Genomic DNA, 26,344 nt, shown 5'->3' on the forward strand with positions numbered 1-26,344 from the left:
CACGGATTCGTTGTGACAGCGTGACAGGCCCCGCGGGTACCCAGCGAGCAGGGGAGGCCGGATGTGGCCAGGCTCACAGCGGGGTCCGCGGCACGCCGGTCGGGGCGGGTCCCCTCGCCTACGCTGACGCGGTGATTCGTTTCCATGCGGGCGATCCCGGGAGGTCACGACGTGCGCGAGTCGGTTGGACGCTGCTGGTGGCGGTACTGCTGATGTGGCCGGTCGGCGCGGGCGCCGCTCCGGCCGACGGGTCCTTGGACCGGCTGGTCGCCCTGGTGGTCGAGCGCTTGAACACCGCCGACGCGGTGGCCGCGGCGAAGTGGGTGGCCGCGGGCGAACTCGACATCGAGCCCACGATCGACGATCCGGCCAGGGAGGCGGAGGTCTACGACGCGATGGCCCGGTCGGGCGATGGTCGTGACCTGCCGGAGGACTGGGTGCGGCAGGTTTTCCTCGGGCAGATCGAGGCCAACAAGACGGTGCAGCGCGGGCTGATGCTGCGGTGGCGCTTCGACCCGGCCGCCGCGCCCATCGCGCCCGCGGGGCTCGCCTCGGTGCGCCCGGTCATCGACCGCGTGAATGTCGAGATCCTCGACCAGCTCGCCATGCACCGCGCCGAGCTGAGCGCGCCGGACTGCGCGGAACGGTTGGCGCGCAGCGTCTTCGGGGTGTTCACCACGGGCAACGGGGACGCCCTGCACCGCGCGGCGCTGGTGCGGGCCGCCGTCTCGCTCTGCCGGTCGTAGGCCGGGTCCCACGGGTTCTGGGCGCGTCAGCGGAAAGATGTGTCCAACACCACTTCCCGAGATTTGCTGGTTATGTGCTGAATGACACAGCAGGCAAAAGAGGCCGGACGGTCGGATCACATTCATGGCTTGTCACGCCGGTGTCGGAAATATCTCAGCGGGCCGATCGCCGAGTTAGCCGCTGCCGCTTGGTTTGCCGCGCCGTCCCGCGGGGAAATCCACTTCGACGCAGGTGAGGGCGGTTTCCGGGCTTTGTGAGGAAGGTCTCGGGTCGGTGTCGCGCGCCGGTTTCCCCAGCTGGCACCGGGTGCCATGGGGATCGATCGCACGGCACTCGCTGCTTTACACTGGACGACGCGCACACGTGGAGGACCAAATGCAGAAGCCCAGCTAAACATGGTTATTAGCACAACCTAAGTTGGTTGGGCCCTGGACCTGACTTATCGTTTGCTCTTACGCCGAACACAGAACGTTCGGCTACCTCGCCCGCTCGGGCAGCCCTAGCCAGGTGCTCAGCGTAGCGGGCGAGCACCCGCTCGGAGGTAAGGATCTTGTTAGGGATCCGTTACCGAAGGGCACCCACTACGTCACAGAAGCGGGTGGAGAGACAACTGCAGACCTGACTGCACGCCGAAGACCATCAGCGCGGCTGGCTTCGGAACGTACGGGCGCAGTCTTGTACGGAGGCGTTCGGCGAAAGGCCGTTTTCTTCGAAGGCCGACTTTCTTGAAGGCAGAGGCATGACGCAACTTCCTGGCCACAGGTCACCTGGACCCATCGGGCTCTACGACCCGGCGAACGAGCACGACGCCTGCGGCGTCGCATTCGTCGTCGACATGCACGGCCGCCGCAGCCGCGACATCGTCGACAAGGCTATTACGGCTCTGTTGAACCTGGAGCACCGTGGCGCCGCCGGCGCCGAGCCCAACAGCGGTGACGGCGCGGGCATCCTGATCCAGGTCCCGGACCGCTTCTTCCGCGCCATCGTGGACTTCGAGTTGCCGCCGGAGGGCTCCTACGCCACCGGTATCGCCTTCCTGCCGCAGGCCCGCCGCGAAGCCGCGCGCGCCGCCTACGGCGTGGAGAAGATCGTCAAGGAAGAGGGCCTCGAGGTCCTCGGCTGGCGCGAGGTGCCGATCGACGAGTCGTCGCTCGGCGCGCTGGCCCGCGACGCCATGCCGAGCTTCCGGCAGATCTTCATCGCCTCCCCGAAGAACGCTTCCGATCCGCTGTCGGAGATGGATCTGGAGCGTCGCGCCTACGTGGTGCGCAAGCGGGTCGAGCGAGAGCTGGGGTCGGCCGGTGCGGGTGAGGGCGCGGTCGGCAGGGAGTCGGTCTACTTCCCGAGCCTGTCCGGGCAGACCTTCGTCTACAAGGGCATGTTCACCACGCCGCAGCTGCGCGCGTTCTACCTGGACCTGCAGGACTCCCGGGTGGAGAGCGCCCTGGGCATCGTGCACTCCCGGTTCTCCACCAACACCTTCCCCTCCTGGCCGCTGGCGCACCCGTTCCGCCGGGTGGCGCACAACGGTGAGATCAACACCGTCACCGGCAACGAGAACTGGATGCGCGCCCGTGAGGCGCTGCTGCGCAGCGACGTCTTCGGCGTCGACTCCGCGGGCAAGAACCGGCTGGAGAAGATCTTCCCCATCTGTACCCCGGGGGCGAGCGACACCGCCCGGTTCGACGAGGTGCTGGAACTGCTGCATCTCGGCGGCCGCAGCTTGCCCCACGCCGTGCTGATGATGATTCCCGAGGCATGGGAACGCAACGACACCATGGACCCGCGCCAGCGGGCCTTCTACGAGTACCACTCGATGCTGATGGAGCCGTGGGACGGCCCCGCGTCGGTGTGCTTCACCGACGGCACCGTCGTCGGCGCCGTGCTCGACCGCAACGGCCTGCGGCCGAGCCGAATCTGGGTGACCGACGACGGCTTGGTCGTGATGGCCTCCGAGGTCGGCGTGCTGGACATCGACCCGTCCAAGGTGGTCAGGAAGGCGCGCCTGCAGCCGGGCCGCATGTTCCTGGTCGACACCGCCCAGGGCCGCATCGTCGGCGACGAAGAGGTCAAGTCCCAGCTCGCCGCCGAGCACCCGTACCAGGAGTGGCTGGACGCGGGCGTGTCCCGCCTCGCCGACCTGCCCGACCGCCCGCACGTGCACATGTCGCACGACCGCGTGCTGATCCGCCAGCAGATCTTCGGATACACCACCGAGGAGCTCAACCTGCTGATCTCGCCGATGGCCAAGACCGGCGGCGAAGCGCTCGGCTCGATGGGCACCGACACCCCGATCGCGGTGCTGTCGGCCCGTCCGCGTCTGCTGTTCGACTACTTCTCCCAGCTGTTCGCGCAGGTCACCAACCCGCCGCTGGACGCGATCCGGGAAGAGGTGGTCACCAGCCTCAAGCGCAACATCGGCCCGGAGGCCGACCTGCTGCACCCGGGGCCGGAGTCGTGCAACATGATCGCGCTCGAGCAGCCGATCCTGGACAACGACGAGCTGGCCAAGCTCGTGCACATCAACGACGACGGATCGCACCCCGAGCTGCGCTCGGTGGTCGTGCGCGGCCTGTACCCCGTCAAGAAGGGCGGCAAGGGCCTGCGCAAGGCGCTGGAGGCGATCAACACCCAGGTGTCGGCCGCCATCGACGGCGGAGCGCGGATCATCGTCCTGTCCGACCGCGAGTCCAACGAGAAGCTGGCGCCGATTCCGTCGCTGCTGCTGACCTCCTCGGTGCACCACCACCTGGTGCGCGAGCGCACCCGCACCATGGTCGGCCTCGTCGTGGAGGCCGGTGACGCCCGCGAGGTGCACCACATGGCCACCCTGGTCGGCTTCGGCGCCGCCGCGATCAACCCCTACATGGCCTTCGAGACCATCGAGGACATGCTCGAGCGCGGCGCCCTCGAACTGCCGGGCAGCACCGGCGACCTGGCCGCCGACTACCGCAAGGCGGTCGCGAACTACAACAAGGCCGCGGGCAAGGGCGTGCTGAAGGTGATGTCCAAGATGGGCATCTCCACGCTGGCCTCCTACAACGGCGCCCAGCTCTTCCAGGTGATCGGCCTGTCGCAGGACCTGGTGGACGAGTACTTCACCGGCCTGCGCTCGCACCTGGACGGCATCGGCCTCGACGAGATCGCCGAGGACGTCGCGCAGCGGCACCGGATCGCGTTCCTGGAGAACCGCAACGAGCGCGCCCACCGCGAGCTCGAGGTCGGCGGTGAGTACCAGTGGCGGCGTGAGGGCGAATACCACCTGTTCAACCCGGACACGGTGTTCAAACTGCAGCACGCCACCCGGTCCGGCCAGTACCCGATCTTCAAGGAGTACACCAAGCTGGTCGACGACCAGTCCGAGCGGCTGGCGTCGCTGCGCGGTCTGTTCAAGTTCAAGCACAAGGCGCGCAGCCCGATCTCGATCGACGAGGTCGAGCCCGCCTCGGAGATCGTGAAGCGGTTCTCCACCGGCGCGATGAGCTACGGCTCCATCTCGGCCGAGGCGCACGAGACCCTGGCGATCGCGATGAACCGCCTCGGCGGCCGGTCGAACTCGGGTGAGGGCGGCGAGTCGCCGTCGCGCTTCGAGCCGGAGGAGAACGGCGACTGGCGGCGCAGCGCGATCAAGCAGGTGGCCTCCGGCCGCTTCGGCGTGACCGCGCACTACCTGACCAACTGCACCGACATCCAGATCAAGATGGCGCAGGGCGCGAAGCCGGGCGAGGGCGGTCAGCTCCCGGCGCACAAGGTGTACCCGTGGGTCGCCGAGGTGCGGCACTCGACGCCGGGCGTCGGCCTGATCTCGCCGCCGCCGCACCACGACATCTACTCGATCGAGGATCTGGCGCAGCTGATCCACGACCTGAAGAACGCCAACCCGCAGGCGCGCATCCACGTGAAGCTGGTCGCCGAACCGGGCGTCGGCACCGTCGCGGCGGGCGTCTCCAAGGCGCACGCCGACGTCGTGCTGATCTCCGGCCACGACGGCGGCACCGGCGCGTCCCCGCTGACCTCGCTCAAGCACGCCGGCGGTCCCTGGGAGCTCGGCCTCGCGGAGACCCAGCAGACGCTGCTGCTCAACGGGTTGCGCGACCGCATCGTCGTGCAGGTCGACGGCCAGATGAAGACCGGCCGCGACGTGATGATCGCCGCGCTGCTCGGCGCCGAGGAGTACGGCTTCGCCACCGCGCCGCTGGTGGTCTCGGGCTGCATCATGATGCGCGTCTGCCACCTGGACACCTGCCCGGTCGGCGTCGCGACGCAAAACCCGGTGCTGCGCGAGCGGTTCACCGGCAAGCCGGAGTTCGTCGAGAACTTCTTCCTGTTCATCGCCGAAGAGGTCAGGGAGCTGCTGGCGCAGCTGGGCTTCCGCACGCTGGACGAGGCCATCGGCCGGGTCGACCTGCTCGACACCTCGCGGGCCAAGCAGCACTGGAAGGCCAGCAAGCTGGACCTGTCGCCGATCCTCGACGACGTCGAGACGGCGTTCATGTACCAGGACCGCCGCTGCACCAAGTCCCAGGACCACGGCCTGGACAAGGCGCTGGACCAGCAGCTGATCGTGCAGAGCCGCGACGCGCTGGAGCGGGGTCAGGCGGTGAAGTTCGAGACCAAGATCACGAACGTCAACCGCACCGTCGGCACCATGCTCGGTCACGAGGTGACCAAGCTCTACGGCGGCGCGGGCCTGCCCGACGACACCATCGACATCACGTTCACCGGGTCGGCGGGCAACAGCTTCGGCGCCTTCGTGCCCGCGGGCATCACGCTGCGCGTGCAGGGTGACGCGAACGACTATGTCGGCAAGGGTCTTTCCGGCGGTCGCCTGGTGGTGCGCCCGTCGCTGAACGCGCCCGGCGAGTTCGTCTCGGAGCAGAACATCATCGCGGGCAACGTGATCCTGTTCGGCGCCACCAGCGGTCAGGTGTTCCTCCGCGGCGTGGTCGGCGAACGGTTCGCCGTGCGCAACTCCGGCGCCACCGCGGTGGTCGAGGGCGTGGGCGACCACGGCTGCGAGTACATGACCGGTGGCCGGGTGGTCATCCTCGGCGAGACCGGACGCAACTTCGGCGCCGGTATGTCCGGCGGCGTGGCGTTCGTGTTCGACCCGAACGGCACCTTCGCGTCCAAGCTCAACCCCGAGCAGGCCGACGCCGTCGAGCAGTTGTCCGGTGACGATTTCACCTGGCTGCACGACATCATCACCCAGCACCGTGACCAGACCGGTTCCGCGGTGGCCGAGCGCATTCTGAGCGACTGGTCGCAGCAGGTGAACCACTTCGTGAAGGTCATGCCGCGCGAATACAAGAAGGTTTTGCTCGCCATCTCCGAAGCTGAGAAGAGCGGCAAGGACGTGGACGAAGCGATTATGGAGGCCGCTCGTGGCTAAGGAAGTTCTAGAGATGACGTGGACGAAGCGCTGTGACCATTCGGGGGCCGCACGTGGCTGACCCCCAGGGTTTTCTGAAGCACACCGCACGCGAACTGCCCAAGCGGCGGCCGGTCCCGCTGCGCCTGATGGACTGGAAAGAGGTCTACGAGGAGAAGTTCTCCCACGAGACCCTGCGCACCCAGGCCAGCCGGTGCATGGACTGCGGTATCCCGTTCTGCCACAACGGTTGCCCGCTGGGGAACCTGATCCCCGAGTGGAACGACCTGGTCTACAAGGACCGCTGGCGGGAAGGCATCGACCGGCTGCACGCGACCAACAACTTCCCGGAGTTCACCGGGCGGTTGTGCCCCGCGCCGTGCGAGGCGTCCTGCGTGCTCGGCATCAACCAGGATCCGGTCACGATCAAGCAGGTCGAGGTCGAGATCATCGAGAACGCCTTCGACGAGGGCTGGGTGACCCCGGTCTACCCGACCCGCCTCACCGGCAAGAAGGTCGCCGTCGTCGGGTCCGGTCCGGCCGGTCTGGCCGCCGCGCAGCAGCTGACGCGCGCCGGGCACACCGTCACCGTGTTCGAGCGGGCCGACCGCATCGGTGGCCTGCTGCGCTACGGCATCCCGGAATTCAAGATGGAGAAGCGCTTCATCGACCGCCGCATGGCGCAGATGGAGGCCGAGGGCACCATCTTCAAGACCGGCGTGAACGTGGGCGTCGACATCACGGCCGAGCAGCTGCGTGAGAAGTTCGACGCGATCGTGCTGGCCGGTGGCGCCACCCTGGCCCGCGACCTGCCGATCCCGGGCCGCGACCTGGACGGCATCCACCAGGCCATGGAGTTCCTGCCGTGGGCCAACCGGGTGCAGCACGGCGACGACGTCACCGACGACGAGGGCCTGCCGCCCATCCACGCGAAGGACAAGAAGGTCGTCATCATCGGCGGTGGCGACACCGGCGCCGACTGCCTCGGCACCTCGCACCGGCAGGGCGCGGCCAGCGTGCACCAGTTCGAGATCATGCCGCGCCCGCCGGAGGAGCGGGCCGCGTCGACCCCGTGGCCGACCTACCCGCTGATTTACCGGGTTTCCTCGGCGCACGAGGAGGGCGGCGAGCGGGTGTTCTCGGTGAACACCGAGCGCTTCGTCGGCGCGGACGGCAAGGTGACCGGCTTGGACGCCCACGAGGTCAAGATGGTCAACGGTCGCTTCGAGAAGGTGGAGGGCACCGACTTCACCCTCGAGGCCGATCTGGTGCTGCTGGCCATGGGCTTCGTCGGTCCCGAGAAGCCGGGCCTGCTCACCGATCTCGGCGTGGGCTACGACCAGCGCGGCAACGTGCAACGCGACAAGAACTGGGCCACCAATGTTCCCGGCATCTTCGTCGCCGGTGACATGGGCCGCGGTCAGTCGCTGATCGTCTGGGCCATCGCCGAAGGCCGCGCCGCGGCCGCGGGTGTGGACCGGTACCTGGAAGGCGAGACCGCCCTCCCGGCGCCGATCACCCCCACCATGGTGGCGCAGCGCTAGAACCCCTCTCTTACCGGAGCGGAAACAAAGGCGCCTGTGGACAACTCGTCCGCAGGCGCCTTTTCGCGATCGATGGCTTCCGGCCCACGCCTCACCTGTGCTCCTGCCCGAGCAGGCATCGGAAATCCGACACACTACGAGGTTCGAATGGCATTGCGGCGTTCGTGGCTTTATTGTGATCTGCGGCGTGCTGCTGATCTTGGGATGCGGTAATGGGTGCACGTCATACCGGTCGGGTGATCGTTGTTCACCCGGCGTGCACTGAAACGACATCCGGTGAGTTCAGCATTGACGCGGCAACTCGGCGGGAAGTTCGACGAGGGCGAGGTTTGGAGCGGTATGCAGTGGAAGAAGGTCGTCGCGGCTCTGGGCGCGTCCGCGACCGTGATGTCCGGCTTGGTTTTCGGCAGTGGGCCGGCGAGCGCCGCTCCCGGTTGCCCGAGCCTGTACGTGGTGGCGATCCCGGGTACCTGGGAGACCGGGCGGGACAAGACCCCGCAGCCCGGCATGCTCGCCGGCGTCACTCGGGGGCTGCCCGGTTCCGCGGAAGTCGACTACGTGACCTACGCCGCGACCGCCTTCCCTTGGGAAGGTGAGATCTACGGCAACTCCAAGAAGGAGGCGGTCGACAACGCGCGCGGTCTGATCGCGAACATGGCGCAACAGTGCGGCGCGACCAAGATCGCGCTGGTCGGCTACAGCCAGGGTGCGGACGCCGCGGGTGATCTGGCCGCCGAGATCGGCACCGGCCTCAGCGTCGTGCCCGCCGATCGCATCGCCGGTGTCGGCCTGATCTCCGATCCGCGCCGGTCGCCCACCGACGTCCAGGTCGGCCCCGTCGCTCCTGGCGCGGGCGCGGGCGGCCCCCGGGTCGGCGGTTTCGGCTGGGTCAGCGATCGCACCCGCACCATCTGCGCGCTGGACGACCTCTACTGCGCGACCGCGACCGAAGACTTCGTCACGCGGTTCGCCGGTTTCCTCGCCCAGGCGTCGGACGCCAACCCCGCCAACATGTGGCGCTACCAGATCGAGGCGGGCAACATCCTCGGCGACCTGATGTCCTCGGGCGGTGTCCCGGTCCTGCAAGCGCAGCTGACCGACTCGGCCAACCAGCAGAGGGCCAAGGACCTGGAGCGCTTCTACAAGTCGCAGTCCCACACCCTGTACGGCAGCTACCCCGTGGGCGGCGGTCAGACAGCCATCTCCTGGATGCACAACTGGATCGCGGGCATGGCCTAGCCCCCGCTGAAACACAAGGCCCACCTCCGAACTCGGAGGTGGGCCTTTTCGTCGGGGCGGAACGTCTAGCTCGAGCCGGTCGGCGGCAGGACATGCTCGAACTTGTAGAAGTGCCGTGGGCCATCCGGCCCTGGGCCGCCGTCCGGCCCACAGCCGGGGCGGTCGTCCGGCCCACGACCCGGCCCGTCATGCCGTTCGTGACGTTCGAAACGACGGGGCCCGCCATCGATGTCTGCGCCCTGCTGCGGCGCGTCCACCAGCTGTACCCGACCCTGGTCGGCGGGGGTTTCGGCGGATGCGGTCGACGCGAGGGCCGCGAGCGGGACGGCGATCAGCGCACCGGCCACGGCGACACGGGCCAGACGCCGCGGCGGCGTAGCGGTTTTGGAGAGCGACACGAAATTCCTTTCTCTCGAACCGTGAACCACCCTCGGGAGCGGCTCACCGGTCCTATCGAAGATTCCGTCACTGGGACACCGGTGCGACAGGCCTGGCAATCGGCTGTGAATGTGCCGGGGTGATATTGCGGGGCAATAGATCCCAGAGTCGGCCGCGCTGGTGAGGGCCGTGTGCGGCACCGTCCACTCGCACAACAGGGCCCACCTCCGAACCCGGAGATGGGCCCTTCTCGATGTGGCGGTCGGGCTAGCTCGACCCGGTCGGCGGCATGAACTGCTGCTGCGGGCCGTCCTGCCGTGGGCCGTCGCTCGGGCCGCGGCCCGGTCCGTTGTCCGGCCCATGGCCGGGCCCGTTGTCCGGTCCGCGCCCCGGACCGTCGTTCTGCCCACGGCCCGGATCGTCACGCCGTTCGTCGTGGCGCGACCAGTCGTCGTGGTCGGCCACCTGCTGCGGTGCGTCCACCACCTGTACCACGCCCGGGGCTGTCGGCGTTTCGGCGGATGCGGTCGACGCGAGGGCCGCCAGGGGGACGGCGATCAGCGCGCCGGCCACGGCGACCCGGGCCAGACGCCGCAGCGGCATAGCGGTTTTGGAGAGCGACACGAAGTTCCTTCCTTTCGGATCGTGGGCCGTTGTTCGGAGCGGCTCACGTGTCCTATTTCAGATCGTGTCACTGGCAAATCGATGCGACCGGCCTGGCACTGGGCTGTGAATGCTCAGCGCGAGCCGATATTGCGCGGCAACAGATCCCAGACGTGCCCGTTCTCGTTGACGGTCGCGGCCGTGCGGCGTCCCGTCCGGGAGAACAGGATCCTGGTGATCGAGCAGTAATCGATGGGGAAGGTCAGCGGCCTTTCCAGCCCGAGGACCTCTTGCAGCAGCACGTTGATCACACCGCCGTGCGCGAACACGACCACGGTGTCCGCCGGATCGGTGGCCGCGACGACATCGGAGACGGCGGCGCGCACCCTGGCCTTGAATGCCGCACCGTCGACCTGCACCGGAAGATGCCCGGCCTTGATCCGGTCATAGGCGTCGCGGAATTCGACCTTGGCATCCTCGATGGGTATGTAGGCAGGCAGATCGCGATCGTATTCGGCGAGCCCGTCGATGACGTCGACGCCGAGACCCAGCTTCGCGGCGGTCGGTGCCGCCGTTTCCCTGGCCCGGCGCTGCGGGCTGCTCACCACACGGGAGACCCGGTGATGACCGAGCGCCGCGGGCACCCGCTCGGCTTGCTCCAGCCCCACCGGAGCCAACTCCGGATCGGCGGGCCCGCTCGAACTCGACATCCGGACCGGCTGAGCATGGCGAACGAGAATCAACTGCACCCGCCCCACTCTGCCGCATGCCCACGACTCACTTCATTCGGCCCGTAGTGCTCGACTCCGCACTTCGCCGCCTGGCGCCGTCTCAATTCCGGGTACGACGGGAAATGACCGTGACTCTCGGACGCGACCAGCGCCCAGAACCGGACATCATCGTGATCCACGCCGAAAGCGTCGGTGGCCCCGAACTGACTACTTACCGTGCCGATGACGTCGTGTTGGCAGCGGAGGTCGTCTCCGCCGAATCGCGTACGCGTGATCGGGAGCGCAAACCGCAGCTGTATGCCCGTGCCGGAATCGATCACTTCTGGCGAGTCGAGAACGCAGACGGCCGCCCGGTCGTCTACGTCTACGAACTGGATCCGGCCACGAAGACCTATGCGCTCACCGGGATCCACCACGATCGCCTGAAGCTGACCGTGCCGTTCGATATGGACATCGATCTGACCGAGATCGATCGACTCTGAGCCGGTCGGTAGTCAACGGGAAACGACGGCCCGGTTCGCTTCGCGCGAGCCGGGCCGTCGATGTCTGCCGCTAGGTGTTCTTCTTGCGCTTGGTCAGCAGGTAGACGCCGCCGATGATCAGCGCGACCACCAGCAGGCAGCAGATTGCGCCGATGATCAGGCCGCCCCCGCCCCTGCTCTTCTTTCTCTTGGCGGCCAACTCGAGCGCGGAGTTCCACGTGTCGGGGTTGGCCCACACGGTGTGGTCCAGCAAACTCGCGTTCGTCAGCAGGTCAAGGTACATATCCGAACCCCTTACGGTGTAGCGGCCTCCTCCCGGGGCCGAATCTCCAAGGGTAGCGGCCCGATTCGTTCGATGAGACCCTTCCGAGACGAAGCCCCGGTCAGCGTGGTTTCACCAAGGGGAACGGCAGTGTCTCGCGAATGCTGCGTCCGGTGATCAGCATGACGATCCGGTCCACGCCCATGCCGAGCCCGCCGGTCGGCGGCATGGCGTGCTCGAGCGCCTGCAAGAAGTCCTCATCCAGCTCCATCGCCTCGGGATCGCCGTTGGCCGCGAGCAGCGACTGCTCGGTGAGCCTGCGGCGCTGCTCCACCGGGTCGGTGAGTTCGCTGTAGGCGGTGCCGAGTTCGACACCCCAGGCGACGAGGTCCCAGCGTTCGGTGACGCCGGCGATACTGCGGTGCTGCCTGGTCAACGGGGACACCGAAGTCGGGAAGTTGATGTAGAACGTCGGCTCCTCGGTACGGGATTCGACCAGGTGCTCGTACATCTCCAGCACCACCTGGCCCGCGTCCCAGCCGTGCTGACAGGGCACCCCCGCCTTCTCACACAGTTCGCGCAACTCCTCGACCCCGGTCTCGGGGGTGATCTCGGCTTCGATCGCCTCCGACACCGCGCCGTGCACCGTCCGCACCCGCCACTCGCCGGAGATGTCCACCTCCTCGAAGGTCCCGTTCCCGTCGGGCCGCAACGCCACCATGGCGCCGTTGGCCGCGATCGCGGCGTTCTGGATCAGCCGTCGGCAGGTGTGCATCATGCGTTCGTAGTCGCTGTGCGCCTCGTAGGCCTCGAGGATGGTGAACTCGGGGTTGTGGCTGAAATCGACGCCCTCGTTGCGGAAGGTCCGCCCGATCTCGAACACCTTCTCCATACCGCCGACGCACAGCCGCTTCAGATACAGCTCGGGTGCGATCCGCAGGTACAGGTCGAGGTCGTAGGCATTGATGTGCGTGAGGAACGGCGTGGCGTTGGCGCCGCCGTGCACCTGTTGCAGGATCGGCGTCTCCACTTCCAGGTAACCCAGGGAATTCAAGGAGTCCCGCAGCGAGCGCACCACCGCGCTCCGCTTGGCCAGCACCTCGCGGATCTCGGTGTTGATCGCCATGTCCACATAGCGCTGCCGAACCCTGGCCTCGGGATCGGCCAGCCCTTTCCACTTGTCCGGCAGCGGGTGCAGGCATTTGCCGAGCATGTGCCAGTCCGCCGCGAGCAGCGAGAGTTCACCGCGCCTGCTCGCCCCGATCTGTCCGCTCACCTCGATCAGATCGCCGAGATCGAAGAACTCGCCGAACTCGGCGCTGCGTGCGGCGCCGACCCGGTCGCGATCGATGACCAGCTGGATGTCGTCGGTCCAATCCCGGACCACCGCGAAGATCACGCCACCGTAGTCGCGGATGCGCAGCAACCTGCCGCACACCCGGACCGTGGTGCCGCGCGGGGAGCGGCGCGCATCGGCGACGGTATGCGTCGGCGGGTAGGCCACCGGGTAGGGATCGATGCCGGATTCGGTCAGGCGCGCCAGCTTGTCCATGCGCACGCGGACCTGTTCGGGCCTGCGCGGAAGCTGCTCCACACCGTCGACCTCGGCGATGTCCGGCGGGCTGCCGTCCGCGTGCAGGCCCGTCACCGTGGCGGGCACCGCCGTGTGCTCGCCGGTGTGCGTCGCGGTGTCGGGCTCCTTGCCGAACCGCGGCAGGAAGCCCTCCGCCAGCGCGCTGGCCATCGCGACGCGTGGAAGCTGCCTGCGCTCCTCGAACAGGAAGAACCGGGGCACCCAGTACGGCTGGTACTTCACATTCGAGCGATACAGCGCCTCGAGCTGCCACCAGCGGGAGAAGAACAGCAGCACGCCGCGCCACAAGCGCAGCACGGGACCGGCCCCGATCCGGCCGCCCTCCTCGAACACCGAGCGGAAGACCGCGAAGTTCAGCGACACCTTGGTGATGCCGTACAGCTCGGAATTCAGCGCGAGCTGCGAGATCATCAGCTCCATCACACCGTTGGGGCCACCAGGGTCGCGGCGCATCAGCTCCAGCGAGACACCGGTGCGGCCCCACGGAACCAGCGACAGCATGCCGAGCACCCGCTCCTGCGGATTGACCGCCTCCACCAGCAAGCAGTCGCCGTCCAGCGAATCGCCCAGCCGACCGAGCGCCATGGAGAACCCACGCTCGGTCTCGGTGTCGCGCCAGGCGTCGGCGCGGGCGATGATCCGGGCGAATTCCTCCGCGGGAATATCGCGGTGCCTGCGGATACGGACCACCACGCCGTGTTTGCGCAGGCGGTTCGCGGCCTGCCGCACCGGCTTCATCTCGGGCCCGGCCAGTGAGAAGTTCCTGGTGTCCAGGATGGCTTCGTCGCCGAGGCGCAACGCGGAAAGACCCGCCCGGCGGTACGCCGTCGCACCGAGTTCGCTCGCACCCATCACCGCCGGAGCCCACCCGAATTGATCGGCCTGGCGCAGCCAGGCATCGATCGCCTGCGGCCACGCCTCGCGGATGCCGATCGGATCCCCACTGGCCAGGCAGACGCCCAGTTCCACCCGGTAGGTCACCGCCGCCTTGCCGCTCGGCGCGAACACCACCGCCTTGTCCCGGCGGGTGGCGAAGTAGCCGAGGGAATCCTCCACGTCCGAACGCTCCAGCAACCCGCGGATGGCCGACTCGTCGGTGCCGGTCATCGCGTTCGCCGCCCGCTGCGAGCGCAGCAGGATCACCACCGCGGCCAGCAGCGCGACGGCGCCGAACAGGCCCAGCAGGAAATTCACGAACGGCGGCGGATGCCCGTCGAAGTGCTCGTTGTCCGCCAGCACCGCCGCGGTCACGCGGTAGATCGCCCAGCCCGGGCGCTGCACGCCCTGGGGGAGACTGCCCGGGAACAATTCCACCAGGCCCCAGCCGAGCAGAGCGCCGATCGCGAGGCCACCCGCCAGCACACCGAGCGCCTTCCACCCTGCGCCGCGACGCACCTTGGTGTAGAACTCCGGCCATGCCGCGATGAGCACACCGATCACGGCCAGATGCAGGACCATCGCCACCAGCGCGTGGATACTGCCCCGGTCGGCGAAGGTGACGCCGTTGACGATCGTGTAGATCGCGAGGTAGCCGGTCAGCAACCACCAGGCGATCCGTTTGCGGCTGGATATCGCGCCCGCCGTCAGACCGACCACCAGCGCCCACATGAGGTTCGTGTCCGGCGCGTCGAAGTAATAGGTATCGATATAGCGGCGCGGCACCTGGGTCAGGAAACGCAGTCCCGGCGAGAGGCTCCAAAGGAAGCACAGCGCCGCGAATACACCGAGCGTCAACCCCGCGATATGCGGCACTTCCGAAAGTCGTCCGTGACCCCGGTGGGGAACCGGCGGAGTCGGTTTATCCGCGCGTGGTGCGGTGTCGAGGTGTTGCTGGGCTTGCGTGGAGGTCACGGAACCAGTGTGTACGTGAGTGTGTCGGATTTGCCAAGCCTGCGGCGCGCGTGTTTGTGCGGTGTTTGCGTGGGTGGACTTCTTCGTGGCGTGTTCCTCGCCGGGCTGAGCCGAACGCCGACTTTCCCGATTCCGCGCTGACCTGGGCGGAGTAGCCGATCAAATCGGCGGGAATTCGATGCATACGGTTCGACGGCGGGATTTCCGCGCGGTGCGGAAGGTCCGGCTCGAGTTGCCCGGAGATCGCGGAGGGGATGGGGCGGTGTCCGGCGAGTTCGGATGGGGGAGTAAGTATTTACTTCATGTCGGAACCAGTCGAAGTGCCGATCGATGACGACGTTATTCGGCTCGGCCAGTTTCTGAAGCTGGCCAACCTGATCGAATCCGGTTCGGAGGCGAAGACGGTGATCGCCGCCGGATTGGTGCGGGTGAACGACGAGGTGGAACTGCGGCGCGGGCGGCAACTGCACATCGGCGATGTGGTCGCGATCGCCGGTCACAAGGCGATCGTGTCGGCCTGATCGCGGGTTCGGGCGGCGGCCGGAGCGATCCGTGCGCGCCGCCGAGCCGCTCAGTCCTCGGCGCGCACGACGATGCCGTCGTGGTCGCTGTAGAGCACCTCACCGGGCACGAAGGTGACCCCACCGAACTCGACCGGCACGTCGCGCTCGCCGCTACCGGTCTGCGTGCTCTTACGCGGGTTGGTGCCCAGCGCCTTGATGCCGATGTCCAGGGTGCGCAGGATGGCGGAGTCGCGGACCGCGCCGTTGACGACGACGCCTGCCCAGCCGTTCTCGACGCCGCGCCCGGCGATGATGTCGCCGACCAGCGCCGTATGCACGCTCGCGCCGCCGTCGACCACCAGCACCTTGCCCTCGCCCGGCTCGCCGAGCGTCTGCTTCACCAGCAGATTGTCCTGGAAGCAGCGGATGGTGGTGATGCGTCCGGAGAACGCCGCACGCCCGCCGAACTGGATGAACTGCGTATCGCAGCTGCGGATCTCCGGGCCGATCTCGTCGGCCAGGTCGGCGGTGGCGATTACATTCTGCGATTCGGTCACTGGGTTATTTTGCCGCGACTTCGTCGCGGCGTGTTCGCGGCCCCTTCTTGGCTCGCGTTTGCGCGACCGCCGCTTGCTCCTTCGTCGCCTACGCGGCGGCCGCGCAAACGCGAGCCGGGCCGCGAACGGAGCATGCTCGGTTTCGCTTCGCTCGGAACCGGGGTTGGGGTGCGCTGGGCGCGTAGGGGCGCGGGCTTCGGACGTCGTGCACGCGGTTCGTTGTGGTCGGGGGTCGTCCTGATGACCGGTTATCAGTCGCGAACGCGGCGGCCGTGCGAACCGCGCCGGGCCGCGAATGGCGCACGCCCGGTTTCGCTTCGCTCGAGACCGGGAGTTGAGCTGCTTGGGTGGCGTGGGGCGGAAATCGCACCAGCTGGGGCTCGGCTGTCTCGGGCGCTTGCTTCTTCAGCATGAGCGCCGTGGTCGCGGCGGGATTCGGTGAGCGCTCGAAGTCGGGGTTCAGGTTCTGGGGCTTGCGGGGTTGCCGTCACAGACGGGTGCATAAGTCGTGGTGACTGGCCCGGGGGCGGCGGGGGTGACTGTCGATGATCAAGTGGTCAGGGACGCGGGTGGGCGTGCTTCGCTCTCGCGCGTGGTTTCTGGGCGCGCGAAGGGAGGGGGGCGGAGCTATCGGTGGCGGTAGCGCAGTTCGTACAGTTCGCGGTCGTGGTCGGTGCACTTGCCGTGGTCGACCAGGTCGGGGCTCAGGCCGTGCTGGATCAAGCGGAAGCGGCGCCAGACGTAGCTGAGCGCGACCGTGAAGACGATCAGCGGGACGATCATCATCACAATCAAGCCGATCTTCAGGGGCAGCGGTCCGGGGAACAGCAGCACCAACGCGAAGAACGGGATGATCGGCCCGATGAAACGGACGAGGTAGCGCTCCATGGCCCCGTGGCCGACGAGGTCGTGGATGACCCACTCGTGCAGCTCCTCGGGGAGCTCTCGGCCCAGGTCGTAGGAGATTCGCTGCCCAAATGTGGGGGTCTTCATGCTTCTAGGCTATGCCTGTGGTATAAGTCACCGCTAGATGTCGGTGGACCTCAGGCGCGCCCGTGCCTGCGCTCGTAGTCGAGGCGGTCGCGCTCATCGCGGCGGCGGGCGTCGGCATCGGCGAGCGCGGGATCGAGACCGTGCTTGATCAACCGGTGGCGCCGGTAGACGTACAGCAGCGCCACCGTGAAGTAGATCAGCGGGATGTACAGCAGTGCCATCATCGCCAGACCCATCCACAGCGGGCCGGGCAGCAACAGGAAAAGCATGAGCACCGGAAGCACGGGCACCAGGAACCGCAGCAGATAACGCCGCGTAGCGCCGGGCCCGACCAGATCCTCCCGCACCCATTCGGACATCGATTCCGGCAGCGTGCGGCCGAAGACATAGCCGATCCGCTGTCCGAACGAGGGTGTAGCGCTCACACCTACAGCATCCCCACCCCGCCACCACCGGCGCAACCGAGCCGTGAGCGACATGGCATCCCGAGGCGCTCGGCGAGGGCCATGGGTCTCGATCGACCGCGACCATCCGGTCTGGAGGCCGCCCTCCGGACAAACACGGTGATGCGCCGCAAGCGCGGCGAATCGAACAACAGATCAGATCAGACCGAGTCCGCGTGGAACGCGGCGATCTGGGTGACCAAGTTGTGGGTCGTGTGCTGCACGGCGATCTTGACGAACGGCTCGATGGTCTTGCCGAGGGCTCGCCCCGCCAGGCCGCCGGGCACCCGGTAGTCCACGATCGCGTCGACGGTGCACAAGCCATCGCCCTTGTCGTGGAACAGGAACGTGGACTCGACGTCGAAACCCTTGATCGACTTGACGCCGATCGCGAAGCCCTTCTCCCAGCGGACCACTCGGATCCGCGACTTCAGCGAGGCGGGCCCCAGCTTCATGTGCCCGTCGAACGTGGCGCCGACACCTTCGGTCTGCTCCCCGACCGGGGTGAAGGACTGGATGCCGTACAGGAATCGCGACAGGTTCCGATAGTCGTTCACATAGGCGAACGCGGACTCCGCCGAGGCCGAGCAATCCTCGACGATCTTCACTTCGGTCATGCGCAGACCATAACGGGTGCGGTCGGACGTAGTCCGTCCTCAGCCCGCGCATGGCCGGAGCGAAGGCGGAGGTGCGCACAACCGCGCCCCCGCGATACGGCTCAGGCTGTCACCGCCAGGGTCGCGGCGAGCCCGAAGGCCAGCGCCATCACGACCACTTCGGCTACCGCGCGGCGCAGCGAGTCCTTCGCGTCCATCCGGTGATCCGCAGCCTTCGGCACCCAACTGCGCCGCCACCACCAGCCGAGGGCGAGCAAAACGAGCAGCACCACGGTCTTGGCGAGCAGGATCCGGCCGTAACCGGTACTGACGAACGGGGTTACCCCTCCGACCCGGATCAGTCCGTTGAGTAGTCCCGTCACCGCCACGACCGCCACCAGGGGCAGCGCCACCGCCGAGTACTTCGGCAGCACGACCGCCCACTCACCGCGGGTGCGCACGACCAGCGCCAGCGCGATCAGCAACCCGAACCAGGCGCCCGCCGCCAGGGCGTGCACCGCCGCGAGCACGGAGCCGAACGCCTGCTGCGACATGTGCCCGGTGATCGGCCGCAATGCCAGCGCGACCGCCGCGAACACCAGGACGAGGTCGGCGGAGGCGGACCCGGGCCGCCGGAAGGCCAGCGCCGAGCCACCGGCCACCGTCGCGACGCCGATCAGGATCGCGATCCCGATCTGCCCACCGCTGACGTCGACCAGATAGGTGCCGAACTCCCCGGCGCCGAGTTCGCGCACCGGAACGCCGACCACGTCGGCGGCCTCGAAGACCAGCACGGCGAACTCGGCTGCCGCCCAGATCCCGGCGAGCACCGCCAGTAGCCGCCAGGGTGTGACCAAGCGCGGCGCGACCCTGGGCAGCGCGGCCAAGCCGAGCGCGGTCGCCCCGACGCCATCGGCCACCACTCGAACGACGGCCTCCCCTGGCAACGGGACCGGCCGGATCAGAACCCAGGCGAGCGCGACGCCCAGGAGCCCGGCCGGGATGGTCAGCAGCAGTACGGGCCAGGGCATTCGGCCGGGAGCGCGCCGAGCGCCACCCCGGCCGCCGATCCTCACGTCGTTCACCGCTTGGAGTCGCGGTTCCTGCCGCCGAACAACGCGAACGCGAGCCCGCCGCCGAACAAGACGACCGCGCCGACGATGAACACCCACAGCGGGATACCGTCCGAGCCGTCCTTGGCTTTCGCATGGGGTTTCGGTCCCGGCGTGCCGTTGCCGGGCTTGCCGAGCGTGAAGTGCCGCTTGCCGCTGACCGGGTGTCCGTCGGCCGAGGTCACCCGGTAGGCGATGGTGTACTCGCCGACCGGTCCCAGCTCGCCCACGGCCACGCTGACCGTCTTGCCGTCGACAACCGGATCACCCTTCGACCACAAATTGCCGTCCGGCCCGACGACGGTGAGCGACGGGAAGCTGGGCTGCAGTTCCTCGTTGAACGTGACGCTCGCGCGCTCCGGGCCCGCGTCGACGGTCGCGTTGTCCTCCGGGACGCTTCCCGTCGCCGCGGAGTGCGCGGCGGCGACTCCCGTTGCGGCGATACCGAATCCGAGCAGGAAGAGTCCCGCCACCATGGCGGCGAGGAGACGGCGGGTCATGCGCGCCGCCCGCGGATCACGTTGCCGAGGCCGAGCGCGACACCGAGTAGACCGAGCGCGAGACCGATCCCGCCGAGCCAGCGGGCCGTCTCGTCGTCGTGGTCGTCGTCGTCCGCTTCGGCTTCGCTGCTCACCTTGTGCCCGTCCGGCGCGTGGGATCTGCCCGCGGTCAGGGTTACCGAGGGAGCCGGATGTTCGGGTTCGTCGCCGTCCTTGCCGACCGGCTGATCCCAGCTGACCACCTTGCCGTCGGAATATGTCTGCTCGGCGGGGAAGCTGACCGAATCCAGCGCGGGCAGCGGGCCGACGGAGACCGCGAAACGCTGGAACTGACCGGGCGGAATGCCCGGCGCGCCAGGGTCGGCGGTCCAGGTGATCGCGGTGACCTCCTTCTTGTCGTTGCGTTCGACCTTGGCCGACCATCCGGGAATCGATTCGGTCCGAGCCGATTTCAGGTTGGGCAGGGTGACGGTGAGCGCCGTGGTGCTCGCGGTGTCCGATTCGGTGGGCACCCGGAAGGTGGCGACGGTGTATCCGCCTTGTGTAGCGCCGGGAGCGTCCACCGTGACGTGCGCCGCGGCGGTGCCTCCTGCGCACAGGGCGAGTGCCGTTGTGGTGACCGTCGTCGCGACGGCGCGCGAGATCGAGCTGTGCATGCTGAAGCCTCTTGTGTGAAGGGGAAAGGTGTCGGGGATCAGACCGACACCGGCGGCGCGCGCGGACCGAGCGCACCGAGCGCAGCACAGCGATGGGGCAGGAGACCGGGATCCGACCAGGTCGGTGCACCGGCGATCCGTGCGGGGCGCAGCCGAGCGAATATCGCGCGCAGGGCGGCGGAGGCCGCGGCGTAGAGCCGCTCGGTGAGCATGATCAATGCCGCGCAGCCGACCGTCGCGGCGGTGTGCGCGAGCAGCATCCATCCGGTTGGAAGCGGGGAAGCCGTTGTGGCCGAGCCGGTCCCGGGGTGGTCGTGACCGAGCAGAACCGACAGCGCGGCGTGGCTCAGCAGCTGGCCGGCGCCCAGCAACGCGGCCAGGACGGAGGGGCGCGTGCACGCCCGCACGGCTCCCGCGGCCGAGCCGGCCACGGCTGCGATCAGCAACAGCAACGTCAGCTCGGTAGAGCCCGGCGCACCGCCACCCGCCGCCCCGTGCGCCGCCACGGCGAGCACGCCCACCAGCACGCCGACCAGGCCACCACGCAGGTGGCCGGTGATCGGGTGCGGGGGCATCGAGAGAGGGAGGGTCAGCGCACGCCGAGCCGGGCCAGGATGTCGGACTCGATCCCGGACAGCTCGTGCGAGATCGACGTGTGCACCGAACGGCGGCGGTTGGCGGGCATCTGGTCGGCGGTGTGCACGGCGGCCGTCAGGCTGCCGAGGCGATCCTTGGTGGCGGCGACGAACTTCTGCGTCTCGCCTTTGTCCTTGCCGTTCTGCGCGCCGATCTTCAGCAGCGCCGCTTCGGCATTCGTGATGCGCGCCTGCAGCTTGGCGCCGTGTCCGGTGAAGTCGCCGAGCTGGTCGACCCCGACGCCGAGTTGCTGGGCGCGGCGGGTGTCGAGCTGCCCGCGCAGGAAGGTCGCGCCACGGTAGGCGAGCGGAGCGAGCACCGGGATGAGCACACGCGCCACGCCGAGGTACTTCTTCACCTGGCCGGCGCTGAACGGATCGCGCTCGGCCTTGGCGGCCGCCTTCAGCGCGGCTTTCTCCTCCGCCTGGAACGCCGCGATCTGCGCCTTGGCGACCTTGCGCTGGGTGCGGGCCTCGGCGCGGCGCGCTTTGCGGTCGTTCTTCGCGGCGAGCCTGGCCTCGATCGCGGCCTTGTGCTTGAGGGCTTTCGCCTCGGCCCTGCGGCTCGGCCGCCGCTTGCGCTTCGTGAACAACCCCATCGAAGGCCCTCCGTCATGCTGGTTCGCCATGGCAGTACGACGCCGGGGAAGCCCGTCCGCCCATGTCACACGCTTTGCCGCCACCCTATCGGGTCCGCAGCGTCCGCTGCGAGGGTAGTGCGGCCCAGGCGCTGGAATTCAACACTGTCGGGGGTAGGGACCATACTGCTTAGCGTGGATTCGGACATCGGTGACCAAGACGGCCTCGAGCGCGACGGAACGGCCGTGGATCGGGCCACCGGCGCGCCGACCGCCTTCATCGATGCCAGGGCGCTGATCGGCTGCCGCCATCGCCTGCGTCTGGACGCTACGCACCCCGACGCCCTGGTGGGCATCTCCGAGGACGCGGGTGTACGCCAGCGCCGGGATGCCGCCGTCGCGCACCGCGCCCGGGTGCGCGACGCGCTGGTCGGCGCCGACCCGGACGCCTGGGTGGTGATCGATCCCGGCCTGCGCGCCGCCGAGCGCGCCGAAGCGACGATGCGCGCGTGCGAGATCGGCGCACAGCACATCTGGGGCGGCCTGCTGCCGCAGGAGCCGGACACCGGCAGGCGCGGAGGTTCGGAGATCCTGCTGCGCGACGCCGATCGCGGGGGGTACATCCCGATCATCGTGGTGAACCACAAGGTGACCGATCCGCGTCAACCCGAGCGGGCCGACTTCCACCCCATCACCTCGGACCCCTACCGCTGGAATCCGCAACCGGATCCGCACCGCAAACTCCGTCAGCAGCCGCGCGACCAGCAGCGGCTCGCTCATCTGCACCGGATGCTGCAACGGCACGGTCTGGCCAGCCCCGCGCTGGTCGGCGGCGTGATCGGCTTCGACTTCGATCGCATCCTGGTGCACGATCTGGCTCCGCTGCTGGCCGACTACGACCGCCGCTACGCCGACCGGATCGCGGTGGTGCGCGGCGAGCTGCCCACCATCCCCTCCAAAGTGCCCGAGTGCAGGCAGTGCCCGTGGTGGACGCGCGGGGTCGATGGGCCGAGCTGCGAGGGCTGGCTGATCGAGCATCGCGACGTCAGCCTGGTGGCGCCCGGCTCCCGCGCCGAGGTACTGCGCAGGCACGACATCGAGACCATCGACGAACTCGCCGCCTGGGTGGGCGAGGAACCCGAGGACTGGCAGCACGGCCCGTTCGACGAGGCCGTGGTGACGGCGCGGGCGTGGATCGCGGGCGCGCCGCTGGTGCGGCGGGTCGAGCAGGTGCGGGTGCGACGGGCGGACGTGGAGGTCGACGTCGACCTGGAGAGTTTCCAGGAATACGGCGCGTACCTGTGGGGAACGCTGCTCGACGGCGTGTACCGCCCGTTCGTCACCTGGGATCCGTTGCCCACCGAGGACGAGGGCCGCTCCTTCGGCGAGTTCTGGACCTGGCTGATGACGGTGCGCGCGGAGGCGGCCGCGACGGGCAGAACGTTTGCCGCGTATTGCTATTCGCGTACGGCGGAGGACAAGTGGCTGTACGAATCGGCGCGCCGGTTCGCGGGCCGCCCTGGCGTGCCGACGGTGGAGCAGGTGCGCGCGTTCGTGGACGGGCCGCAATGGGTGGACATGTTCCAAGCGGTGTCGGACCAGTTCATCTGCCCGAACGGCAAGGGACTGAAGAAGATCGCGCCGGTCGCCGGGTTCTCGTGGCGCGATCCGGAAGCGAGCGGTGAGGCGTCGATGAGCTGGTATCGGCTCGCGGTCGGTTACGACGGCGCCGCGCCGGACCAGACCCAGCGCACCCGTTTGCTGGAGTACAACGAGGACGACGTGCGCGCCACCCAGGTGCTGCGCGAATGGATGACCACCCGTGCCGACGAAGAGGTTCCCGGTCTCGCCGACTTCGGGCCGGTTACCGATCCGCGATCGCACGGTGTCGTCCCGGATTACGTCTCGGTGCCACCTTCGGCCACGTAGTCCGAGCGCGGCGGTACCATCGCCGACGTGACAGAGCACGTCGAACAACTCGAGTTCCAGGCAGAGACACATCAGCTGCTCGAGCTGATGATCCATTCCGTCTACTCCAACAAGGACACCTTCCTGCGGGAGCTGATCTCGAATTCCTCCGACGCGCTGGACAAGCTGCGCCTGGAGTCCTTCCGGGACAAGGATCTGCACGTCGACACCTCGGACCTGCACATCGAGCTGGGGATCGACAAGGACAACCGGATCCTGACCGTACGGGACAACGGCATCGGCATGTCGCGCGCCGAGGTCGTCGACCTGATCGGCACCCTCGCCAAGTCCGGTACCGCCGAGCTGCGCAAGAAGCTGAACGAGGCGAAGTCCGAGGCCGCGGCCGAGGAATTGATCGGCCAGTTCGGCATCGGTTTCTACTCGACGTTCATGGTGGCCGACAAGGTCACGCTGACCACCCGCCGCGCGGGGGAGACCACCGGCACCCGGTGGGAGTCGAGTGCGGGCAGCTCCACCTACACGATCGAGGAGCTGGACGAGGCCCCGCAGGGCACGTCGGTCGCGCTTCATCTCAAGCCGGCGGACGAGGAGGATCACCTCTTCGACTACACCCTCGAGTGGAAGCTGCGCGAGATCGTCAAGAAGTACTCCGACTTCATCGCGTGGCCGATCCGCATGCAGGTGGAGCGGACCGTCACCGAGGGCGAGGGTGAGGACGCCAAGGAGACGACCATCGTCGAGGACCAGACGCTCAACTCGATGAAGGCGCTGTGGACGCGTCCCAAGAGCGAGGTCTCCGACGAGGAGTACAAGGAGTTCTACAAGCACGTCAGCCACGGCTGGGACGATCCGCTGGAGATCATCCCGATGAAGGCCGAGGGCGCCTTCGAGTACCAGGCGCTGCTGTTCATCCCCTCGCACGCGCCGTTCGACCTGTTCACCCGCGAGCACAAGCGCGGTGTGCAGCTCTACGTCAAGCGGGTGTTCATCATGGACAACTGCGAAGAGCTGATGCCGGAGTACCTGCGCTTCGTCAAGGGTGTGGTGGACGCGCAGGACCTGTCGCTCAACGTCTCCCGCGAGATCCTGCAGCAGGACCGGCAGATCCAGACGATCCGCAAGCGCCTGGTGCGGAAGGTGCTGTCCACGGTCAAGGATTTGCAGGGCGCCGAGGACCAGACCAGCTACCAGACGTTCTGGAAGGAATTCGGCCGCGTCCTGAAGGAGGGCCTGCTCTCGGACTTCGACAACCGCGAGACCATCCTGCAGGTCTCCTCGTTCGCCTCGACGAACTCCGAGACCGAGCTGACCACGCTGGCCCAGTACGTGGAGCGGATGCCAGAGGGGCAGGACACGATCTACTACATGACCGGCGAGACCCGCCACCAGGTCGAGAGCTCCCCGCATCTGGAGGCGTTCAAGGCCAAGGGCCGCGAGGTGCTGATCCTGACCGACCCGGTCGACGAGATGTGGGTCGGCTCGGTGCCGGAGTTCGACGGCAAGGCGTTCCAGTCCATCGCCAAGGGCGAGGTCGACCTGGAGACCGAGGAGGAGAAGAAGGCCTCCGAGGCGCTGCGTGAGCAGCAGGACAAGGACTTCGCCGAGGTGCTGGCGTGGCTTGGCAAGACGCTCGAGCAGAACGTCAAGGAGGTGCGCCTGACCAACCGGCTCACCACCTCCCCGGCCTGCCTGGTCGGCGACGTGTTCGACTTCACGCCGATGCTGGAGCGGATGTACCGCGCCTCGGGTCAGGCACTGCCGGAGAGCAAGCGGATTCTGGAGCTCAACCCGGCCCACCCGCTGGTCACCGGTCTGCGCGACGCGTACGCCGCCAAAAAGGAGGAGGCCGACGCAGGTACGGCGACCGAGCTGTCGGAAACCGCCGAATTGCTGTTCGGTACGGCGGTGCTCGCCGAGGGCGGTGAGTTGAAGGATCCGGCGCACTTCGCCCACATCCTCACCGATCGGCTGACCCGCACGCTGTGAACCCGCCCGCGACCGGAGGGCCACATCGGGGTTCTCCGGTCGCGGCCGGTGCGGTCGGCGACGTTTCGGCCATTTCTCGGTTACGGTGACCGTCGAGGTGGCATATTCGCAGGACTGGGGAGTATGCCCCCGGGTGGCGCGGTTAGATGTGGATGCCTGAAAGGATCGTCACAACATGTCCGCAAACCCGCTTGCCGTCGCCGAGCCATGGGATCTCGTCGCCGACGGGTACGCCGAGTTCGCGCCAACCATCATGCGACCGTTCTCGGCGCGGGCGCTCGAGTTCGCCTCGTTGTCCCCGGCGTCGCGGATCGTGGATGTCGCTGCCGGGCCTGGCACGCTCAGTCTGCTGGCCGCGGGCCAGGTCGCGCAGGTCGAGGCGATCGATTTCGCGGAGTCGATGATCGCCCGCTTGGCGAAGGACGCCGCTGCCGCCGGGCTTGCGAACATCCGTGCGCGGGTGGGCGACGGACAGAATCTGCCGTACGAGTCCGACCGGTTCGACGCTGGGTTCTCCATGTTCGGCCTGATGTTCTTCCCGGACCGCGCTCGTGGCTTCGCCGAACTGTTCCGGGTGCTGCGGCCGGGCGGCACCGCGGTGGTGTCGAGCTGGGCGCCGATCGCGGACTCACCGCTGATGCGGATGATGTTCGGCGCCCTGACCGCGGCCGACCCGAACATCCAGGAGCCGCAACCGAACTTCTTGAGCCTGGAGAATCCCGAGGTCTTCGAATCCGAGATGCGCGGCGCGGGTTTCGAGGCGGTGTCCATCCAGCGGCATTCGATCGCGCTCACCTTCGGCAGCCCCGAGGAGATGTGGGAGGCCATGGTGCGCAGCAGCGCCCCGTTGGAGCTCATGCGCCACAGTGTGAGCGCGGAGGTCTGGGGTCGGCGCGCCGCCGTCATGAAAGCGTTTCTCGCCGAGAAGTACCGGCCGAACTATCCGTTGTCCACCACGGCCTACCTCGGCATCGGGCACAAGCCGCAGGCGTGAAAGACGGCAGCGCGCGGCCCTTCCAGGGAGGGGCCGCGCGCTGCCGGAGTAGCGCAGCGG

23 protein-coding genes are annotated in these 26,344 nt (G+C 68.1%); 9 read left to right on the plus strand and 14 right to left on the minus strand.

The window, feature by feature from the left end; genetic code table 11:
* The first annotated feature begins 131 nt into the window (after positions 1 to 131).
* The 4 genes from aroQ to ON29_RS00815 all read left to right on the plus strand — a co-directional run bounded on the left by aroQ (position 132) and on the right by ON29_RS00815 (position 8,901).
* Positions 132 to 746 carry a gamma subclass chorismate mutase AroQ gene (aroQ, locus tag ON29_RS00800; protein ID WP_157172612.1) on the plus strand — a complete coding sequence of 205 codons (615 nt, stop codon included), beginning with the start codon at positions 132 to 134 and terminating at the stop codon, positions 744 to 746.
* A 740-nt stretch (positions 747 to 1,486) separates the two neighbouring features.
* Complete coding sequence (gene gltB, locus ON29_RS00805; protein ID WP_040864158.1) at positions 1,487 to 6,139, plus strand: glutamate synthase large subunit; 4,653 nt, start codon at positions 1,487 to 1,489, stop codon at positions 6,137 to 6,139.
* A 53-nt stretch (positions 6,140 to 6,192) separates the two neighbouring features.
* Entirely contained in the window at positions 6,193 to 7,662 is a 1,470-nt protein-coding gene (locus tag ON29_RS00810; RefSeq protein WP_040864159.1) for a glutamate synthase subunit beta, read from the plus strand.
* A gap of 339 nt (positions 7,663 to 8,001) precedes the next feature.
* On the plus strand, positions 8,002 to 8,901 hold the full coding sequence (locus ON29_RS00815) for a cutinase family protein (protein WP_040864160.1): 900 nt from the start codon (positions 8,002 to 8,004) through the stop codon (positions 8,899 to 8,901).
* A 65-nt stretch (positions 8,902 to 8,966) separates the two neighbouring features.
* On the opposite strand, the gene ON29_RS00820 is transcribed toward ON29_RS00815, so the two are convergent.
* From ON29_RS00820 to ON29_RS00830, 3 genes are all read right to left on the minus strand, one after another.
* Entirely contained in the window at positions 8,967 to 9,299 is a 333-nt protein-coding gene (locus tag ON29_RS00820; RefSeq protein WP_040864161.1) for a hypothetical protein, read from the minus strand.
* Positions 9,300 to 9,546: 247 nt separating this feature from the next.
* Positions 9,547 to 9,903, minus strand: coding sequence for a hypothetical protein (locus tag ON29_RS00825; RefSeq protein WP_157172613.1), 357 nt, complete (start codon positions 9,901 to 9,903; stop codon positions 9,547 to 9,549).
* Between the two features lie 113 nt (positions 9,904 to 10,016).
* Complete coding sequence (locus ON29_RS00830) at positions 10,017 to 10,631, minus strand: histidine phosphatase family protein (RefSeq protein ID WP_040864294.1); 615 nt, start codon at positions 10,629 to 10,631, stop codon at positions 10,017 to 10,019.
* Between the two features lie 17 nt (positions 10,632 to 10,648).
* Between ON29_RS00830 and ON29_RS00835 the strand changes: the two genes are divergently transcribed.
* Complete coding sequence (locus tag ON29_RS00835) at positions 10,649 to 11,095, plus strand: Uma2 family endonuclease (RefSeq protein ID WP_040864163.1); 447 nt, start codon at positions 10,649 to 10,651, stop codon at positions 11,093 to 11,095.
* Between the two features lie 70 nt (positions 11,096 to 11,165).
* On the opposite strand, the gene ON29_RS00840 is transcribed toward ON29_RS00835, so the two are convergent.
* Both ON29_RS00840 and lysX read right to left on the minus strand, forming a co-directional pair.
* Positions 11,166 to 11,378 carry a hypothetical protein gene (locus ON29_RS00840; protein ID WP_040864164.1) on the minus strand — a complete coding sequence of 71 codons (213 nt, stop codon included), beginning with the start codon at positions 11,376 to 11,378 and terminating at the stop codon, positions 11,166 to 11,168.
* Between the two features lie 100 nt (positions 11,379 to 11,478).
* A complete protein-coding gene (gene lysX, locus ON29_RS00845) occupies positions 11,479 to 14,802 on the minus strand; it encodes a bifunctional lysylphosphatidylglycerol synthetase/lysine--tRNA ligase LysX (protein ID WP_040864165.1) in 3,324 nt (1,107 codons plus the stop codon).
* Positions 14,803 to 15,104: 302 nt separating this feature from the next.
* Here lysX and ON29_RS00850 point away from each other — a divergent pair, with 302 nt between their 5' ends.
* The gene (locus ON29_RS00850; protein WP_040864166.1) at positions 15,105 to 15,323 is read left to right on the plus strand and encodes an RNA-binding S4 domain-containing protein; all 219 of its coding nucleotides are present in this window, start codon (positions 15,105 to 15,107) and stop codon (positions 15,321 to 15,323) included.
* Between the two features lie 50 nt (positions 15,324 to 15,373).
* On the opposite strand, the gene rraA is transcribed toward ON29_RS00850, so the two are convergent.
* The 9 genes from rraA to ON29_RS00895 form a co-directional block, all read right to left on the minus strand.
* Positions 15,374 to 15,862, minus strand: coding sequence for a ribonuclease E activity regulator RraA (rraA, locus tag ON29_RS00855; RefSeq protein ID WP_040864167.1), 489 nt, complete (start codon positions 15,860 to 15,862; stop codon positions 15,374 to 15,376).
* 627 nt (positions 15,863 to 16,489) lie between these two features.
* The gene (locus tag ON29_RS00860) at positions 16,490 to 16,855 is read right to left on the minus strand and encodes a DUF5313 family protein (RefSeq protein WP_040864168.1); all 366 of its coding nucleotides are present in this window, start codon (positions 16,853 to 16,855) and stop codon (positions 16,490 to 16,492) included.
* A 50-nt stretch (positions 16,856 to 16,905) separates the two neighbouring features.
* Positions 16,906 to 17,280 (minus strand): DUF5313 family protein, encoded by a 375-nt coding sequence (locus tag ON29_RS00865; RefSeq protein ID WP_040864169.1) that lies wholly within the window; start codon positions 17,278 to 17,280, stop codon positions 16,906 to 16,908.
* A gap of 179 nt (positions 17,281 to 17,459) precedes the next feature.
* A complete protein-coding gene (locus ON29_RS00870) occupies positions 17,460 to 17,915 on the minus strand; it encodes an SRPBCC family protein (protein ID WP_051174744.1) in 456 nt (151 codons plus the stop codon).
* Positions 17,916 to 18,016: 101 nt separating this feature from the next.
* On the minus strand, positions 18,017 to 18,925 hold the full coding sequence (locus ON29_RS00875) for a CopD family protein (protein WP_040864170.1): 909 nt from the start codon (positions 18,923 to 18,925) through the stop codon (positions 18,017 to 18,019).
* A 50-nt stretch (positions 18,926 to 18,975) separates the two neighbouring features.
* The gene (locus tag ON29_RS00880; RefSeq protein ID WP_083863157.1) at positions 18,976 to 19,506 is read right to left on the minus strand and encodes a copper resistance CopC family protein; all 531 of its coding nucleotides are present in this window, start codon (positions 19,504 to 19,506) and stop codon (positions 18,976 to 18,978) included.
* Positions 19,503 to 20,162, minus strand: coding sequence for a YcnI family copper-binding membrane protein (locus ON29_RS00885; protein WP_040864171.1), 660 nt, complete (start codon positions 20,160 to 20,162; stop codon positions 19,503 to 19,505). The genes ON29_RS00880 and ON29_RS00885 overlap by 4 nt, the downstream gene beginning before the upstream one ends.
* 38 nt (positions 20,163 to 20,200) lie before the next feature.
* The gene (locus tag ON29_RS00890; protein WP_051174745.1) at positions 20,201 to 20,737 is read right to left on the minus strand and encodes a hypothetical protein; all 537 of its coding nucleotides are present in this window, start codon (positions 20,735 to 20,737) and stop codon (positions 20,201 to 20,203) included.
* 14 nt (positions 20,738 to 20,751) lie between these two features.
* Positions 20,752 to 21,396: a DUF6474 family protein gene (locus tag ON29_RS00895; protein WP_040864172.1), complete on the minus strand. Its 645-nt coding sequence runs from the start codon at positions 21,394 to 21,396 to the stop codon at positions 20,752 to 20,754.
* 225 nt (positions 21,397 to 21,621) lie between these two features.
* Here ON29_RS00895 and ON29_RS00900 point away from each other — a divergent pair, with 225 nt between their 5' ends.
* From ON29_RS00900 to ON29_RS00910, 3 genes are all read left to right on the plus strand, one after another.
* A complete protein-coding gene (locus tag ON29_RS00900) occupies positions 21,622 to 23,304 on the plus strand; it encodes a TM0106 family RecB-like putative nuclease (protein ID WP_174371773.1) in 1,683 nt (560 codons plus the stop codon).
* 27 nt (positions 23,305 to 23,331) lie between these two features.
* Positions 23,332 to 25,290, plus strand: coding sequence for a molecular chaperone HtpG (gene htpG, locus ON29_RS00905; RefSeq protein ID WP_040864173.1), 1,959 nt, complete (start codon positions 23,332 to 23,334; stop codon positions 25,288 to 25,290).
* A gap of 175 nt (positions 25,291 to 25,465) precedes the next feature.
* Positions 25,466 to 26,284 carry a class I SAM-dependent methyltransferase gene (locus ON29_RS00910; RefSeq protein WP_040864174.1) on the plus strand — a complete coding sequence of 273 codons (819 nt, stop codon included), beginning with the start codon at positions 25,466 to 25,468 and terminating at the stop codon, positions 26,282 to 26,284.
* Positions 26,285 to 26,344 lie beyond the last annotated feature (60 nt).

Origin of the sequence: Nocardia exalbida NBRC 100660 (genome assembly GCF_000308575.1) — a bacterium.
In the GTDB taxonomy this organism is placed as follows: Bacteria; Actinomycetota; Actinomycetes; order Mycobacteriales; family Mycobacteriaceae; genus Nocardia; species Nocardia exalbida.

Bases quoted from the DNA above. Each gene is read 5' to 3' on its own strand.
- ON29_RS00870 (WP_051174744.1), bottom strand. From the start codon at position 17,915: ATGACCGAAGTGAAGATCGTCGAGGATTGCTCGGCCTCGGCGGAGTCC.
- ON29_RS00860 (WP_040864168.1), bottom strand. From the start codon at position 16,855: ATGAAGACCCCCACATTTGGGCAGCGAATCTCCTACGACCTGGGCCGA.
- ON29_RS00880 (WP_083863157.1), bottom strand. From the start codon at position 19,506: ATGACCCGCCGTCTCCTCGCCGCCATGGTGGCGGGACTCTTCCTGCTC.
- ON29_RS00835 (WP_040864163.1), top strand. From the start codon at position 10,649: ATGCCCACGACTCACTTCATTCGGCCCGTAGTGCTCGACTCCGCACTT.
- ON29_RS00875 (WP_040864170.1), bottom strand. From the start codon at position 18,925: ATGCCCTGGCCCGTACTGCTGCTGACCATCCCGGCCGGGCTCCTGGGC.
- ON29_RS00885 (WP_040864171.1), bottom strand. From the start codon at position 20,162: ATGCACAGCTCGATCTCGCGCGCCGTCGCGACGACGGTCACCACAACG.
- ON29_RS00850 (WP_040864166.1), top strand. From the start codon at position 15,105: ATGTCGGAACCAGTCGAAGTGCCGATCGATGACGACGTTATTCGGCTC.
- ON29_RS00815 (WP_040864160.1), top strand. From the start codon at position 8,002: ATGCAGTGGAAGAAGGTCGTCGCGGCTCTGGGCGCGTCCGCGACCGTG.
- gltB (WP_040864158.1), top strand. From the start codon at position 1,487: ATGACGCAACTTCCTGGCCACAGGTCACCTGGACCCATCGGGCTCTAC.
- ON29_RS00890 (WP_051174745.1), bottom strand. From the start codon at position 20,737: ATGCCCCCGCACCCGATCACCGGCCACCTGCGTGGTGGCCTGGTCGGC.
- ON29_RS00840 (WP_040864164.1), bottom strand. From the start codon at position 11,378: ATGTACCTTGACCTGCTGACGAACGCGAGTTTGCTGGACCACACCGTG.
- ON29_RS00895 (WP_040864172.1), bottom strand. From the start codon at position 21,396: ATGGGGTTGTTCACGAAGCGCAAGCGGCGGCCGAGCCGCAGGGCCGAG.
- ON29_RS00910 (WP_040864174.1), top strand. From the start codon at position 25,466: ATGTCCGCAAACCCGCTTGCCGTCGCCGAGCCATGGGATCTCGTCGCC.